Origin of the sequence: Candidatus Sulfuricurvum sp. RIFRC-1 (assembly GCF_000310245.1) — a bacterium.
Classification (GTDB): domain Bacteria; phylum Campylobacterota; class Campylobacteria; order Campylobacterales; family Sulfurimonadaceae; genus Sulfuricurvum.
In genome coordinates this window covers 2106972-2122527 of sequence record NC_020505.1, presented here as the reverse complement: position 1 = coordinate 2122527, position 15556 = coordinate 2106972, and the positions used below count along the sequence as shown (strand labels likewise).

Annotated in this window: 13 protein-coding genes; all 13 read right to left on the bottom strand. The window is 44.3% G+C overall.

Going from position 1 to position 15556, the window contains the following annotated elements; all coding sequences use genetic code 11:
• Nucleotides 1-53: 53 nt before the first annotated feature.
• The 13 genes from B649_RS10735 to B649_RS10675 are packed head-to-tail and all read right to left on the bottom strand — an operon-like array spanning nucleotide 54 to nucleotide 15460.
• Entirely contained in the window at nucleotides 54-1292 is a 1239-nt protein-coding gene (locus B649_RS10735; RefSeq protein ID WP_015654550.1) for a type II secretion system F family protein, read from the bottom strand.
• On the bottom strand, nucleotides 1293-2969 hold the full coding sequence (locus B649_RS10730; RefSeq protein WP_015654549.1) for a GspE/PulE family protein: 1677 nt from the start codon (nucleotides 2967-2969) through the stop codon (nucleotides 1293-1295). It abuts the gene before it with no gap.
• A gap of 10 nt (nucleotides 2970-2979) precedes the next feature.
• A complete protein-coding gene (locus B649_RS12355; RefSeq protein WP_051013667.1) occupies nucleotides 2980-3963 on the bottom strand; it encodes a tetratricopeptide repeat protein in 984 nt (327 codons plus the stop codon).
• Nucleotides 3956-4750 carry an ATP-binding protein gene (locus B649_RS10720; RefSeq protein WP_015654548.1) on the bottom strand — a complete coding sequence of 265 codons (795 nt, stop codon included), beginning with the start codon at nucleotides 4748-4750 and terminating at the stop codon, nucleotides 3956-3958. Before B649_RS10720 ends, B649_RS12355 begins: the two co-directional genes overlap by 8 nt.
• A gap of 1 nt (nucleotide 4751) precedes the next feature.
• Nucleotides 4752-6275, bottom strand: a complete 1524-nt coding sequence (locus B649_RS12350) for a secretin N-terminal domain-containing protein (protein ID WP_015654547.1) — start codon at nucleotides 6273-6275, stop codon at nucleotides 4752-4754.
• On the bottom strand, nucleotides 6272-6625 hold the full coding sequence (locus B649_RS10710) for a hypothetical protein (protein WP_015654546.1): 354 nt from the start codon (nucleotides 6623-6625) through the stop codon (nucleotides 6272-6274). The genes B649_RS12350 and B649_RS10710 overlap by 4 nt, the downstream gene beginning before the upstream one ends.
• Nucleotides 6622-7251: a hypothetical protein gene (locus B649_RS10705; protein WP_015654545.1), complete on the bottom strand. Its 630-nt coding sequence runs from the start codon at nucleotides 7249-7251 to the stop codon at nucleotides 6622-6624. Before B649_RS10705 ends, B649_RS10710 begins: the two co-directional genes overlap by 4 nt.
• Nucleotides 7248-8711 carry a hypothetical protein gene (locus tag B649_RS10700; RefSeq protein ID WP_015654544.1) on the bottom strand — a complete coding sequence of 488 codons (1464 nt, stop codon included), beginning with the start codon at nucleotides 8709-8711 and terminating at the stop codon, nucleotides 7248-7250. Before B649_RS10700 ends, B649_RS10705 begins: the two co-directional genes overlap by 4 nt.
• 57 nt (nucleotides 8712-8768) lie before the next feature.
• Nucleotides 8769-9209: a type II secretion system protein gene (locus B649_RS10695; protein WP_015654543.1), complete on the bottom strand. Its 441-nt coding sequence runs from the start codon at nucleotides 9207-9209 to the stop codon at nucleotides 8769-8771.
• Nucleotides 9206-9646 carry a hypothetical protein gene (locus B649_RS10690; RefSeq protein ID WP_015654542.1) on the bottom strand — a complete coding sequence of 147 codons (441 nt, stop codon included), beginning with the start codon at nucleotides 9644-9646 and terminating at the stop codon, nucleotides 9206-9208. Before B649_RS10690 ends, B649_RS10695 begins: the two co-directional genes overlap by 4 nt.
• On the bottom strand, nucleotides 9646-10527 hold the full coding sequence (locus B649_RS10685) for a type II secretion system protein (protein WP_015654541.1): 882 nt from the start codon (nucleotides 10525-10527) through the stop codon (nucleotides 9646-9648). Before B649_RS10685 ends, B649_RS10690 begins: the two co-directional genes overlap by 1 nt.
• A complete protein-coding gene (locus B649_RS10680) occupies nucleotides 10527-11177 on the bottom strand; it encodes a prepilin-type N-terminal cleavage/methylation domain-containing protein (RefSeq protein ID WP_015654540.1) in 651 nt (216 codons plus the stop codon). The genes B649_RS10685 and B649_RS10680 overlap by 1 nt, the downstream gene beginning before the upstream one ends.
• Nucleotides 11174-15460, bottom strand: a complete 4287-nt coding sequence (locus tag B649_RS10675) for a LamG domain-containing protein (protein ID WP_015654539.1) — start codon at nucleotides 15458-15460, stop codon at nucleotides 11174-11176. Before B649_RS10675 ends, B649_RS10680 begins: the two co-directional genes overlap by 4 nt.
• Nucleotides 15461-15556 lie beyond the last annotated feature (96 nt).

The window sequence follows — 15556 nt, the reverse complement described above, 5'->3', positions numbered from 1 at the left end:
ATAATCGTACTCATTATAGCGACGCTGATGGTTCCGGTTTCAAGTTCCATTGTTTATCCTGCGATATCGACCATTGACCACATCGGTAAAAAGATCCCGAGTGCCAATAGTAGCACAAATCCGGCGATTGCGGCAATCAAAATCGGCTCGATTAAAGTAGCAACATTATCGACAATATAGTCATAACGGTTATTATACACCCGATTTACTTTACCCAGCATTTTTCCCAATGATCCGCTGCTCTCTCCCGCTTTGATCATTTGCAGTATCATCCCCTCGAATTGTCCGCTTTCATTAAAACCCTGGGCTAAGGAGCGGCCATCCTCGATGGCAACAGGGATTTTCCGAAGTTCTTGTTTGATATAGGTGTTATCCACGACACCCATAGCAATTTCGAGTGCATCGATCATCGGAATTCCCGCATCGGTGAGGACGTTGAACAGATAGATAAAACGTCCGATCATCGCATAATAGGTTACTTTGCCGACAATGTAAATCCGAAGAAAATATTGATCGGTTTTAAGGCGGAGTTTTGGGTTCCTGGCATATGCCATACTAAACGATACGGATAAAGAGATGGCTCCTACCATGATATAGGGGCCATAAGTTGTGATTGCGTGTTCAGTCCATAAGAGGAGCTTGGTCGGGAAGGGGAGCTCCATCCCCGATTGTTCAAAAAAAGATTGAAATTGGGGAACCACGAAGGTAATCACTACGGTAAAAGCGATACTCATCGCTACAATGATAAAGAGAGGATACCTTGTTGCTTTTTTGAGCTTCTGGCGATTATCGAATATTTGCTGCAAGATGGCGGAGAGTTTGGTAATGGCATTGCTGAGAGTTCCGGTTTGCTCTCCGAGTTCAAACATCGACAATGATAAACTTCCCAGCTGTTTTTGATAATTGACGACAGATTTACTGAGGCTGAGTCCGCTTTCGATATCTTGAAGTACGGTGGTAAAAATAGCTTTGAGCATCGGGTCTTGGGTATCGTTGATACTTTCCGCCAGACAGGTATTGATCGGCATCCCTGCATCGAGCATTGTAGAGAGTTGATCCAAAAAGGTGATGTAGGCTTCATCTTTGACCCGTCGGTTTTGGATCGGATTGGTAAAACGTTTTTTAAAACGGTCGAATTTCATCGAGAAAGGTTCAGATATCTCTTTGACTTCGACGGGTACACCGAGAGATTTATCACGGAATTTTCTGAGTGCTTCAGCTTTATGGGCTGCTTCAAATGTTGTGGAAAATTTTCGTTTCCCTTGTTTGTATCGCACCCGAAAAAATTTCATTTACAGCTCTTTTGTGACACGGAGAATCTCTTCGAGGGTGGTGATACCGCGTAGTGTTTTGCTGAGTCCATCAATGACCATCGGTTCAAATCCTTCATTCTCTTGGGCATAACGGGAAATTTCGTATTTGGATGCTTCATCGGCAACCATTTTGGCAATGGTTTCATTGACCATCAAAATTTCAGAGATCAAAATCCGCCCGGAATAACCGGTATTATTGCATTTCGGACACCCTTTTCCGGCATAAAATTTTGCATCTTCGCTAATCCAGCGCTCGACACGGCGGAGAAGATTTTTGTGCGGTTTAATCTCCATTTTACATTCATTACAGATTTTACGTACCAATCGCTGTGCAACGATTCCGACCAGTGAATCGGCAATAAGATAGCTTTGTAATCCCATCTGAACCATCCGTCCAATCGCACTTGGCGCATCGTTGGTATGAAGTGTTGAGAAAACAAGGTGACCCGTCAATGACGCTTGTGCTGCGGAATTGAGGGTTTCAAAATCGCGAATCTCCCCTACGAGGATGATATCAGGGTCTTGTCGTAAAAAGGATTTTAGCGCTTCGAGGAAACTAAAGCCTACCCGCTCATTGACTTGAACCTGTTGTACCAGAGGAAGTTGATACTCGATAGGATCTTCGATTGTGAGAACTTTATTTTCGATACTTTTTACTTCATTGAGTGCCGCATAAAGGGTGGTCGTTTTACCGCTTCCGGTCGGGCCTGTGATGAGGACAATACCGAATGGTGCGTGGATGATTTCATTGAACTTCTCTAGATTTTTATTTTCAAATCCAAGTTCATGAAGTTTAAGAAGAATCTTTTGTTGATCCAAAATCCTCATAACGATTGATTCCCCGAACAAGGTTGGGGTACTGGAGAGACGGAAATCGTATTTTCCCCCCGCAACATCGAGGCTAAAGCGACCGTCTTGGGCTTTCCGTCGTTCAGAAATGTCGAGATTTCCCAAAAGTTTAATGCGTGAATTAAGCGCCGTATAAATATCCAAATCAAAGACGAAAGTCTCTTGTAAGATTCCATCGACACGTGCTCGCACCGACATGGAACGCAGCTCCGGTTCGATATGGATGTCACTGGCTCGTCGCAAAACTGCATCTTTAATGATAAGATTGATGAGCTGCATAACGGCACTGGCATCACCATCGACCCCTTTGGACCCTTCATTATTAATCTCTTTTTTAACTTCTGCGGCGATACTCTGAGTTTTTTTGATGATTTCAAGACGTTGAAAAATATGAGCAATGTCTTCGCTCAGCGATAAAAAAACCTTGATTGGTTTGGTCGCGATATTACGCTCCAGCGCTTCGAGAGCATCGAAGTTTAACGGATCGGAGGTGGCGATATAGACGTAATCCTCATCTTCTTTAAACGGGATTGCTTTGGCGGCTGTGAGCAAAGAGATGGAAAATTTGGCGAGAGATTGGAAATCGATCTTTTCACCGAAGAGGTCGACAAAATCGATTTTGAGTTGTTTAGAGAGGAGCAGGGCCATCTCTTTATGCGATACCATCCCCTCATCAACGAGAACTTCCCCCAGTTTTTTGCTGTAACCGGACTCTTTTTGCTGTTGGAGGGCATGCTCGAGCTGATCAGCGCTAATAAGCCCCTCGGAAATGAGCAAATCTCCCAATCGTACTTGTTGTCGGATCATCCTCTTCCCCTTAGTTTGTGCTGTTTAGTTTCCACGTCCGAACCAGTTCGGAAGCAGTTTTAGAATCTTTGTAGTTGAGATAGAGTTCCAAGATATTGATCGCTTCACTCTTTCGCCCTTGTGCGTAGTACGATTTCGCGTATAAAAGCCATGCTTCTTCGGCTTCACGATTGAGTTGATTCGCTTTTTTAGCCCAAATGGCGGAATCAACAAAATTTTCCTGAGTGTAAAATTCACGGGCGATGATCAATGCGGTTTCGTATTTCGGATTGGATCGATATGCGGTGATAAAATCGGCCGTAGTGTTTTGGGTAGAGGTCTGAACACTGAATAAACGATTGCCGGAGAGATTTTTAGCCGGTGCGGCAATGGGGGCAGCGGGTGGTGCAACCGGTATCGGAATCTCATTGGTTATAGGGGCCATTGAAGTTGGTATGGCACTTAATTTTGGGATATTTTGCTCTGAAATCGCAATACGTTCAGGATTGTATTTATAAGCGGTTGGTGATGAGAATCCCAAGGATTTAAAATACTCGATCGCATGCGGTAACGATGCACGATCATAAATATCAATATAACGTAAAGTATAAAATCCGTTGATGGCGTAAATTGCCAAACTGGGCAGATATTTGGATGGAATTTTATGACGCGATGCATTAATATCGGCGAAGGATTTACTGGAGGTAAGTTGAACGATAAACGCACGTGTTTTCGAAGTATCTCGCATCGGCAGCGAATATACAACTGTTAGTGGTGCCTGAAGCTGTTGTACAGCAGGTGTTGATGGTGTTGCCGGAATATATTGGCTTTTAGGGACAATCGGAGGCAATTTTTTCGGTGTTTCGGGCTGTGATAACATCGTCCATTGGATATAGAGGGCAGCCATTGCAATGAGGAAGAGGATAGCTCCGGTAATAAACATCGAGAGCCGAATCATCCGGCGGCGGCGTAATTTGCTGCAGCGCTCTACAAGGTTGTCAAAATTATTAATCATCAAGAAGCTCCGCATCCATTGCCGCCATGGTTAGGGTACATTTTGAGGGGCGAAGGTATTTGGTTTTACCGTTTACGTTGGTGTAGTGAAGAAGATGAAACAGGTGGTAAAACAGTTTTTTAAAATTTCGAAAATTTCCATTGCTGATTTGATGCGCTTGTTTGAGCATTTTAGGGGGAATCTCTTCGATAATCTCGGAAAATCCAATGCGCATTAATTCTCGATGAAGATAGTTTTTCCCTTCGACGAGGGTGAGCGGTATGAGTTCGATCACTTTGTGCGGGCGGCTTTTAAAATGGGGAGCACGCAAAATGGCCTCACCTTCAGTTTTGTGCATTGCCAGCATAAACCAGAATGCTTTCGAATCGGCAAGAATACGGATAAATTCTCTCATCTCGGTACTTAGGAGTTGTGCTTCGTCAATCATAATGACATGATCATTTGAAGCATAAAGTTCTATCGCTTGCGTGCGGAGTTGTTCGATATTTTCACCATAGGGTTCTATCCCTTTGTGCCGAATCAGTTGATAAAGGAGATTAAGAGGGGTGATAAACGGGGTCTCGATCAAGATAACATGGCGTTGATCTGCCATCTGTTCGTACAAAAAATTGAGAAGAAAGGTTTTCCCGCTTCCCGGTTCGCCGATCAAAAAAATGAGTTGACGAGAGGTTCCGCTTAAAATAGTGTGGATTTTTTCAATCGCCCCAAGGGCACTTTGCATCTCAAAATAATCGCGACTGTCGCGTCGCTCTTCGAACTGATCTGCCGCTTCAAGCCATTTTGACATCTTAGTTGAACCGCTTTAAAATGGCATCATCAATGGATGGAAAAACATCTTGCTTGATCAAGGTTGGGGTGATCAGGATAAAGAGTTCGCTTTTACGGACGGTATCGGTATCGTTATTAAATAAGCGGCCGAATAATGGGACATCCCCTATCACTGGAACTTTCGTATTATCTTTAGATATTTTTTTCTCAATGAGTCCACCGATAAGTACTTTTTGGGCGTCTTTCACTTTGACGATCGAGGTCATCTGTTTAACACGGGTATCCGGCGGCATTGTTCGTTGGGTTTGTGTCGTTGTTCCGGTGGTTGAAGTGTTAGAATTAAGTTCAGACTCATTTAAGAGCTCACTGGTGATGGGATTAATTCGCATAATGATGTAGCCATCTTCCGTTACTTCAGGAATAATATTAAGTGTAAGCCCAACGAAAACAGAGCCGAGCGTGTTGGTTGTTGTTGCGGAAGTTTGGGTATCAGATGAGGCAATCGAGCCATTTTGGTAAAGATAGCTGAGCTGTTGCCCGACGTTGATTACCGCAGGCTGATTGCTCAGGGTTAGGATTTTAGGGTTGGATAAAACTTCAACATCGCCGTATGTTTTAAGAAAATTAATCAATCCGGCAGGATTGAAATCGATACCAAACTTATAAATTGGATTGGCAGTACCGACAACATTCGTGTAGGCATTGGAATAGCTTCCGGTTAATGCTAGACTGAACTCACTCCAGTTTACTCCGATAGAGCTGTAGTCGTTGTAGGTGAGTTCGATGAGGTGCGCTTCGAGCATCACTTGTGAATGCATGCGAGATTCAAGTTTATTGAGATAGCGTTTTACTCCGTCGATTTGTCGCTTGGTTCCGGTGATGGTGACAACGGCGGCATCACGATTTACGAGAGTTTTATTGATCGCTTCGTTGTACTCTTCATCGACTTGCAAAATTTGCTGAATATGATTTTGAAGCTGATCCCAAAAAGTAAATGTCGAAATAGCGCGCACATTGGTATAATCGCTGTTCGCTCCTGAACCACCGGAAGTGGAGTTGCTTCCTGTTCCTGAAGAAGCAGTACCGGAAGTGGTGCCGCTCGTTCCAGTATTGGTATTGTTAGCCCCGGTATTGGTGCTTGGTCCGACAGTGATCGATTTGGTTGATTCCGTTGTCAATTCAGACATATTGATATAATCGACATTGAAATTGACCGTATTGGTGTAGGAGACGCGAACAACGCCTTTTAGCGGATCATAAGTGTGAAAAAGGTTATGTTCGTCAAAAATAAAGGTAAAAAGCTCGGGGACAGTGTAGTCTTGGATATTAACCATATCGAGAGGTTGAGAGAGGCGCTCTTTGGCTCGTTTATCCTCAAAAATAACACTGATGTTGCATGTTTGGGCGACATCACGTACCAAATCCATGAGGGTGAGAGCTCCGCCACGGTTTTGGTAAGCGCTGAGGCTAAAACGTTTGTTTTCACACATCTCTGCATGCAGAAATGGTAAGAATAATACGAGCAATAAAAATATTTTTTTCATGGAACATCCTTTGTACCGAGTACGCGGCGGTTTGAACCGACACTGATCATTGTGAGGCGATTGCCCTCTTTAAGGCCGACGAAATTGTTTTGAATGTAGGTGACTTCTTTGTTATCGACTTTATCGCCGATTGCGTACCACGCACCGTTGATAAACGCTTTATTGTTCATCACGGCACTCACGACGGTTGGGGTAACGGTAGGAACTGCCGCCATCATAGGCGGAGGGGGGCGCAAGAGGGATGAAGATGATTTTGGTTTAGACGTTTTATAGAACGGATCATACATTTGCGCATGTAGTAGAAATGATACGCTTAAACAAAGGGTGATTCCGATAGAGAGTTTTCTCATAAATCTATCCCCATATAGAGGATAACCGCTTCAAAACGCGGTTTCTCCTCATCTGTACGGACTTGGACGCTTTGAACTTCTACCAGCGTATTTTGAGATTCGACAAACGTTAAAAAATTGGCGATGGCAGGGAAACTTCCCGTTCCGGTAACGGTCAGCTTTTTAAACTGTTTCACTTTACCGAAGAAAATTTTATCCGTGTCTACGGATTCCATAAGCTCGATTTTAAGCCCCAATCGGACTGAATGTTCCAGTAAAAGATCGAGCATTTTGGCGTAATGACGGTTATCAAAGATAAGCCCTTGAGAGGCTGCCATTTGGAGTAAAAGGGCTTGTTTCTCATTTTCTAACGCGCTATTTTTAGCCTCTTCTTTGATGGTTGCTTCAGCACTTTGTATTATTTTGCTACGGTACGCTTCGGGAGAATTTTCACCAATTTGAGTCACAAGAGCACTGTTTTGCTCTTCCAAAGCCGTGAGCTCATCCAGTGCATCAGAGAGATAAAACATCCATCCCATCACTAAAATACCCAAAGCACTTCCAATGTAGATCATCCATCGCTGATTGGATTCATAGGCATTCAGTTGTTCGTCGAGGTTGTCGAGCTGTACGTCTAGGTCGTTCATCGCGTCACCTTTACGAGACTGTTATAGGTCGTATTGTTATTGTCCAGTTTGATCTCATGGGTTTGAACATCCTGATATCCGCGAGCGTATAAGCCGCTCATTAGTTTGGCGATGTCATCACGTTTGCGATACTCTGAAACAACAAGAATATTCATCTCTTTGGAACCGTTTTGTTCCATCAACATCGCTCCGAGGCGATAACGTCCCAGTTCGGCGGTGGTATCGAGGAGAAACTGCTGACGCGCGGCATGCATATCATGAATCAAAACGGCAGTATCTTCCGCACCGTGATAGAGAGCTATCTCATGCCGAAGGGATTTGGATTTGTTTTGCTCTTCATGGAGACGGGCATTATTTTGTTTGAGTGTTGCTGCGAGGGTTGAAGTCTCTTTTTTGAGGGTATCGAGTTGGGCAGTTAACTCAGTCTGACGACTCTCTTCATTACTGATCATCCAACCAATTGAAATGGAAGTAATCAATATAAGAAGGAGTGAGCCCCCTACAAAACCTAAAAACTTTCCGCTTTCACGTTTGTACCAAGGGGCTTTACGTAAATAGGGGGAAAGGTTAAGCATCCCCTCTTTAGATTCAGCGAGCGCGTCACTGCAGAGGGCATCATGAATACTCTCAAGAGGGCATCCTTCTCGTGTTAGAGACGTAAAGGTTACCCCTTTAACTCCATACGCTTCAAAAACACTGTTCAGTCCGAGGATACTTTCCCCTTCGAAATCGAGGTAGCAGTTATCGATTCCGCTAAGGCCGAAGAGTCCTCTTTTGTGGTTGATAGTATGGACAATCCGCTCGATGTTTTTACCGATTTTTTCTTGGAGAAGGATGTATTTATTTAACTCTTCGGGAAGATAATTTTCTTCAATCACCCCTTTGGTATGCAAGAAGTTTTTGAGTTTAGGAAGATCTAAGCCTGTATCGACGGCGATGGAAGCGAGGGTTTCGATACTGCGATGGGCGATGTAGTGCCCCTCTTGGTAGATAGCGGCATAGGCCTCTTCTTCACCCCAGTAGATAAACAGATCATTTTGAGCGGATAAGGTCGGGTAGAGGGATCCATATATCATAAATCCGGGGATGATACGGTCAATCGAAGGTGATTTAGCGAGGGAAGCTCCGAAATATTCGTTTGCTTTGGTGAGAGAGAGGGCGAAGACTTCAACCAAATCGCTATCATCGGTTGTAATCGAATGACGGATATAATCGATCGTGTACTCTTCATCGCTGCTGAGGTTCCCCTCTTCAAACATCCGAATTTCAACTTGGATACGAAGTTCATCTTCACTCAGGCGATCGGGTAGTTTCAGGGTGTGGGTATTGAGCAGGGACAATGGGACGATCGCGCCGGATGAGAGCTCTTTATACTCACGTGCAGAAGGGTCTCTGAATAGACCCTCTTGGTAGGTACGGATCCGATCATGCTCTATGAAAAGTAGTTTTTGATGTTCCATTACCCTGCTTGCCACGTTTTTTGTTAGTACCTATATCGGCAAAATTAAAAAATTAAATTAGTTATTGCAAGGGATTATAGCATATCCCGTTCCACTAAACAGGCGAATAGTGGCATTTTTGTCACCGTTTTTAAAATTTATAGTTAATTCGTTCGGTAATAAAGTATTTAATGTTACCGAATTTCCATTGTGCGGTTTCCCCATTCCGTCAAAACAGACAGTCGGAATATTCGGGGTCAGGGTGATGGTTGATTTAATCTCATGTTGTGGCGTTTCGTTATCGGATAATGCGGCTTGGGTCAGGGTGACACATCCTGCATTATCCAGCGCGTCATAGCCCAATGCACGGTAGCGTGCCTCTTTGAGTTTTAGCAGAGTGTATTGGGCATCTTGACGGGCATAATCGGGCTGACTCATATAAAATCCGATACCGCTCATTACTCCGATAAGGACGATAACAAAGATAAGCTCAATGAGAGAAAAAGCGTTTCGTTTCATGGGCGTTGCAAGCTCCTTCGCTCCAGTCGGATCGGATGGAGGATTTTAGCATTGGTGCTATCAGAGGTGACGATAACCCGCATACTCACCATTCCGTGCGACTCTTCGGATTGGATCGGAGTATAGGCGACTCCGTTGTTGCACATACTGCCATCGGCTAAATAGTACCGCTCGATCGTTACATTGGCATCAAATTTATTGTCCGATGAGCGGACGGTGAGACTTCCGAGACAGCTTCCAGCAGTGCGGTCATAGGCACTAAGGCGCATTAATGCCGCTTCGGTAGCACTTTGTAAAAAGAGCTCCGCCTGTTCGCGGGTATAGCTGTCGGCATAATGCTGTGCCCCAAGCGAAGCGTATCGCATGGTAACAGTGACGATCCCCCCGATAAAGAGGATAATGAGTAAAACCTGCGGTAATCCGAAACCGTGACGCATCAGAACACCACCTTTTGTTTGGATAATCGTACAGGATTTCCCCCGCGCACCGTGCGGTTGGTATCGATGGAGAGGCGGATGGTGCTATTGATCATCTGTGCACGGAAGGCATTGACATTGGTGGCGAGAATACTGACTTGTCCCGTTCCGTTAGGAATGTCGGCACAAAAAGTCTCCCCTTTCCACGGACGGTAATCATAAAAAAGAAAAAGAGTATTGTTTATGTCCTTGATCCCCAAAGAGTTGATACATGATGTAGCACTCTGATCGATATCTTCACCCCGGGCGACGGCATAGGCCGAATCAACGAGATTGTATTTTTCATAGATGGTCGTGGGGGCAATACCACTGAAAATGATGGCATTGTCTGTGGTCATAGATATGGAATGTACTGCCGAATTTCCCTCGTCAAATGTTCCTGAAAAAACGAGCGCAATGTTATTATTAGCCCAGTTAAAGCTTCCCCATTTTGCAATTTGTGTATTTTCGATAGCTGTTTTGGTGGTCTGAGGAGAATAGAGGGTAGCGGTGGCATAATCGGAACGGTTCATATCGACAAAACCGCTGTAATCTCCGGCAAGGTAACTTTCACTGGCAAGCCCAAGCCATTCGATGATTTTTTTATCGGTTGCGGTTGCAATAGGGGTACGGGTTGGATCTCCGAGAGTATAGCCGTTTACCGACATCGGGGAACGGTTGTACAGCAGAATACTGATTTGATCCAGAGCACTTTGGCTATCGATTGAGAGGGTAGTGAGGATTTTGGCTTTTTCGCTTCGCAGAGTTATCGCTTCAAAAGCTTTGAACATTCCTACCGAGAGGATACCGGTAATGGCAACGGTGATGATAATCTCGATGAGGGTATAGCCAGGACGTTTCATCAGTTCCAGTTCCGAGAGTTGATTTGGATATTGCCGATGTTGAAAGAGTGGTATTGCAGTGCGGTGATGCACCCTTTGTGTTGGCTGTCGCTTCCGTATCCAACACGGACGAGTATGTATTTGGTATTGGAATATTGCGGCGCTTTGTCAACGGTGGATAAAGCAGCGGTTCCGGCAGAGGCGGGATCATTGACATAGATTACGGTAGTTCCGATGGCGTAAAGCCCTTTTTTAAGAGTAGCCGAACAGTTTTTATCGGCCGTGATGTTGGTATCGTGAAAATCGTCGATGTCGTTGCTCTCAGCGTCTTCTTTCTGAATCGGCCCGGCGTTATAGCTGATGAGCGGAGGTGCGATGCAGTTGCGACCTCCTACAAATCCGCCGACACGGTATCCGGTGGTGAGGTTGCAATCATAGGCTGCATCTCCCGCATTCACGCTCAGGATTTGAGGATTTTGGGTGTTATTGTTATCCCATGGCAAATTAAGGATCATTCCCATCTGCGCCATGGCATTGTACATTGCCTCTTCTTTGATCGTCACTTGGGTGCTTTGGTTCATCGACATCACCAGACGGGGAATGACGGTAAAGACGATTCCGATGATCACCATCGAGAGGATGAGTTCAATTAGAGTCAGACCTTTTCTCATCGAAAGATTTTTACCCCTTTATTGGTAATGTTTTTCGCCGGTGTCATTTGAAAGTCACTCCCTTGGAACGTTCCGCTGTTCACCCCTTTTATCCCGCCAGTTGCGTCGGTGTAGTCGTAGTTGAAACACGGATGTCGTGTACAATTCCCGCTGTAATCGTAAGTATATTTGGGAGAATACCATAACCACGGGCTGATATCCAAATGGATGATTCGATCGGTTGTTGAGGTGACCTCTATAATCTGAAGCCCATTGGCTGGAGCTGTCGATGTATTGATTGCACTATCGGTTACCCCGGCACTAAATCCGCCTAAGAGTACATTTCCCTCAGCGGCAGTGTCGTGATCGATATTGCGATACCATTTGAGGACGTTTTGCGGCATCCCGCTCACAAATCCCGATGAGGTGGTACTGTAAACTTCAAACTCGATCGGCACATTGACTGGGGAAGTATTGGTCGTAATATCATAGGCACGTGCACGACCATAGACAAATGTACTATCTCCTAGCGGCGCTCCTGTCCCAGTAACTGCATCAGCGTCTGTTGCGGTTGCGGAGGTGATGTTGAAATCAAACGGATTAAGAGGTTTACTAGGAGACCTGTCGAAATTGAAATCGATATTTGGGGCGACTGAACCGCTATTAAACAAGCTTGAATTCAAACTCAATGTCCATGGGTCACCTTTTAGTACATTGGTGTTTACTGTAGTGAGTGTTTCAGAATAGAGAATTTTGGTCAGGGGGCTAGGGACACTCGAATGGACGAGTGTTAAATCGGTATTTTTAGCATAACACGCTGAACTGTAATTGGCAGTAGTATTACCTTCGCCGTTTTTAGCGGTGATGTTGAGATCCAGTGCGGCGGACATGTTGAGATCATCGGAGAGATAGGTGAAATTTCCTCCCGCGAAATTAGTGAGGGTTCCCGTTACATCGAAATGATGCGGCTTAATCGTAATTTGTGCTTGGGTTAATCCGATAGGTAAATCACTTGCGGAGCTATAGTATCCGGCGACATTTGCATCATCGCAATCGACATTAGCATACTTCGCACCGCACGCTTTAGTGAGATCGGTGATGTTGATGTCGAGGACACCCACTTCTGAATAGCGTGTTGTTAAAGTTTTGGTTCCGTTGACAAAGCTGAACAAGGTAAGAGACGGATTAAAGGTTCCAACGCCGCAAAGTGAATTGTGTTCGCCGATGGCGATTTCAAAGCTTCCGGGAACACTTTCGTTATAAGCGGTTGATGGGCTTCCTGAAAAATTAGGGGCAGCAAATATGACATTAAAATCGACCCCTGCGACGGCATTAGGAGCTGTAATACTGAATACTGCGGGACGTACCGCAAAACGGTCGCTGGCAACAATTGTATCGGTAGCCGTCAGAGCATCACACGTCGTTGAGACAGGGGCATCTTTTTCCCACATGAGACGAACTCCGGCACTATCACCTCCTCCGATAGCACGGTCGAGGATAAAGGTTGCAGTTTTAGTCTGCTCAGCGGCATAGGTGAGTTTAGTCCAATCGGTAAGAGCGGTTCCTGCAGTATCAATCAAACGGGCGCAAACGGTACCGTTAAAATCTTGATAACCGTCGTTGGTTTCATTGAGTGAGGCGACAGTGAGGTCAAAGGGTTTAGAGACGACTTTAGTTGAGATATTGCGATCGTCTATGGAGCGGAAAGAGTCCCATGCATCGAAAGAAACGGCTGGATCGGGAATGATGGCACAATTAGGACATGTTCGGATTGATCCGTTAAAGTTATTACCGGAAGATTCATTAGAATAGATGGATGAAATTTCGGTTTGAGACAATGCCCGATCAAATATTTTAACTTCATCGATTGATCCGTCAAAGGTTCGTGAGGGATAATTGTAATCTACGCCGATATAAAAAGGTAAACTATTTTGGGGCAGTATTCCGGTGTAGGTAGCACTGCCATCCTCAACCCCATTGATGTAGATTTTTTGTTCACCGCTTTTATAGGTCAAAGCAATATGCGTCCACGTGTTCAGAGGAACGGCGCTTGATCCGGTAAAATTTCCTGTACCCCACCACCAATTGACACGACCACTGTTATTGAGATGAAACTCGTAGTTGGTATCTTTAGAAGCTATTGTACGTAAATCGGATGTTGGCCATGAAGAGGGATTGACCCATACACTGATAGAGAGTTCGTTGGCAAGATTCAAATGGGAGTTATTTGCAATTGTAATGTTTGTATTGGTACTGGCTCCTTTGAATTTTCCTCCCGTACATATTTCTCCCGCAATTTTGAGAGGGCTATTAACGGATGTCCCATTTAATCCATTTCCGCTGGAATCCAATATTTCATTGCTTATTCCACCCCATAAGCATTCATCGAGGCGGTAGTTCGCTACGGGGAGAACAGCACAAATTCCTCCCGCAATTTCCATATTACTGGAAGCAAGTTGAGTGATTTCTTCACCTGTGGCAGCATTATAATAGTGTGCGTTTGCAGTATTGTTTAGGCTTATATCACTTGTTACGACAAGAGAGCTTGGAACTTTAGTACTAAAATTGATTTTATATTTGGTACCGATATTAATCCGGTTAAAATCGCAATAGACTGCAGTAGCATTTTTATCACATGTGATGGTTGATGCGGCGGTGCCGCTGATGAGTTGTACCGTTGGAACGGTTGTTTGTGTCATATCGAGATAACTGAGTATTCCGTTGCTTTGAAAATCATCATAGACACGAACGGTAGATGCCGCTTCTGTTCCGGTATTCTCAAAATTCACTTCATAGTTTAAGGTTGCCCCCCGCAGGTCTTTATCCGTTCCGCAGGTTTGGTTCGATTCATAGGTTACCGAGACGTTTTTGTCAAAATTTCCGATGGTTGGAGAGTATATTTGAGTTGCGAATCCAAAGGTACCGACGTAATATTGATCTCCTCCGTTCCCAATGATTTTGATTTGGGTCGATGTCTGATTGTTTCCAAGAACTCCGGAAATATCATAGGTATCAATATCGATACCGGCGGTGTTTTGCCATGCCGGATTTCTACTGGTGACATAAGCGTTTTTGTACGTAATATTGGAGTTGAACTGGTTATTTGAAGGATTGAGAGTATTGAAAATATTGGTTAATACCCCCGAACCGTTTTGGATTTGTAACCCTTCATACGCATAAGCGGCATCTCCTTCTGCACCGAAGATGAAAAAGGTAGAATTTACTGTTCCGCTTAGAGGGGTACGGAATCCTGATACATTAATAGTTTGAGTTGAACCGCTCGCATAAATTGCTTTAAATCCGTCATATTCGGTCATGTTTTTAAGGTTATCGGTAGCGTCTTCGTACATAATACTTAAAGACCATGCTCCATAAGCACTGGTACCTAATTTGGTTTTAAGATCGGCAATATGGTAGGTACCGTTTGGTGCGTTGACATTCATTAAAGAAGTTACATCCGCAAAGCCTTGGTAGGGGGTATTGGTTGTACTAATGTAATCGATTTGGGAAGCGGTTACGCTTTGATATGCCCCGCCCGGTCTTTTAAATTTGATTGTTTTGACACTGTTTTTATCGGTGGTGTAATTGGTTGGGAATTGTCCCTGCCAATACAACCCAGCCCAGAGGATTTTTGATCCGGCAGGAAGAGAGAGATCTGCGGATGAAGAACTGGTCGTTGACCCATCGGAATCAATGTCGTTGTAAATAGCGTAAAAAGCATTATTGGCTTCATTATTGCCGGGTGCAACACAGGTTCCGGTTGATCCACCGTTACTGCTTTTACACAAGACGGTATTTCCGATAAGCCGAATATCACCGCGTGCGTTAAGTGATTGGCGGAGGGTAAAATTTCGGGTTTGGGTATAAGTAGTCTGATCAACCATAACGGTTAGTGCATTTGCCGTTGTATAGGTGTTGCTCGCATCTGAGGAACATCCGTTATCGCTATAGGCAATAAGGCTAATTGGATACGTTCCGCTCGTACTTGGGGCTGTGATTGTGAAAGAAGTTGAATAGTTTCCGATTCCGTTAAAATTATTGGTATTTTGACACGTATAACTTCCACTGTTACCGATTCGCCATGCCGTAGATCTCCACCGATCAGCATTGTTATTACTTGGGACGGATGCATTGACAGCTACCGTAACAGAATCGGAGGAATAAACTGTAGTCGTTGCGGCTCCATTAAATGTCGCTGAAGTGATAATGGAGGCACTATAGAGATTTACCGTAAAAAACAACATCAAACAAAGAGTACTTAATAAAGATAAAGTTTTTTGTTTTGGTGAACAGTTTTCTTCCATCTTCTTTGCCCCTTTCACTAACTCCTAAATATTATAATACAAATTGACTCAATAATACGGATAAAAGCCCTTTTTGCTATAATCACGCCACTCATT

What these genes read in the sequence shown, in the direction of transcription:
- B649_RS10695 (WP_015654543.1), bottom strand. Translation starts at nt 9,209, where the DNA reads ATGAAACGAAACGCTTTTTCTCTCATTGAGCTTATCTTTGTTATCGTC.
- B649_RS10700 (WP_015654544.1), bottom strand. Translation starts at nt 8,711, where the DNA reads ATGGAACATCAAAAACTACTTTTCATAGAGCATGATCGGATCCGTACC.
- B649_RS10705 (WP_015654545.1), bottom strand. Translation starts at nt 7,251, where the DNA reads ATGAACGACCTAGACGTACAGCTCGACAACCTCGACGAACAACTGAAT.
- B649_RS10730 (WP_015654549.1), bottom strand. Translation starts at nt 2,969, where the DNA reads ATGATCCGACAACAAGTACGATTGGGAGATTTGCTCATTTCCGAGGGG.
- B649_RS10680 (WP_015654540.1), bottom strand. Translation starts at nt 11,177, where the DNA reads ATGAGAAAAGGTCTGACTCTAATTGAACTCATCCTCTCGATGGTGATC.
- B649_RS10685 (WP_015654541.1), bottom strand. Translation starts at nt 10,527, where the DNA reads ATGAAACGTCCTGGCTATACCCTCATCGAGATTATCATCACCGTTGCC.
- B649_RS10720 (WP_015654548.1), bottom strand. Translation starts at nt 4,750, where the DNA reads ATGTCAAAATGGCTTGAAGCGGCAGATCAGTTCGAAGAGCGACGCGAC.
- B649_RS12350 (WP_015654547.1), bottom strand. Translation starts at nt 6,275, where the DNA reads ATGAAAAAAATATTTTTATTGCTCGTATTATTCTTACCATTTCTGCAT.
- B649_RS10735 (WP_015654550.1), bottom strand. Translation starts at nt 1,292, where the DNA reads ATGAAATTTTTTCGGGTGCGATACAAACAAGGGAAACGAAAATTTTCC.
- B649_RS10675 (WP_015654539.1), bottom strand. Translation starts at nt 15,460, where the DNA reads ATGGAAGAAAACTGTTCACCAAAACAAAAAACTTTATCTTTATTAAGT.
- B649_RS10710 (WP_015654546.1), bottom strand. Translation starts at nt 6,625, where the DNA reads ATGAGAAAACTCTCTATCGGAATCACCCTTTGTTTAAGCGTATCATTT.
- B649_RS10690 (WP_015654542.1), bottom strand. Translation starts at nt 9,646, where the DNA reads ATGCGTCACGGTTTCGGATTACCGCAGGTTTTACTCATTATCCTCTTT.
- B649_RS12355 (WP_051013667.1), bottom strand. Translation starts at nt 3,963, where the DNA reads ATGATTAATAATTTTGACAACCTTGTAGAGCGCTGCAGCAAATTACGC.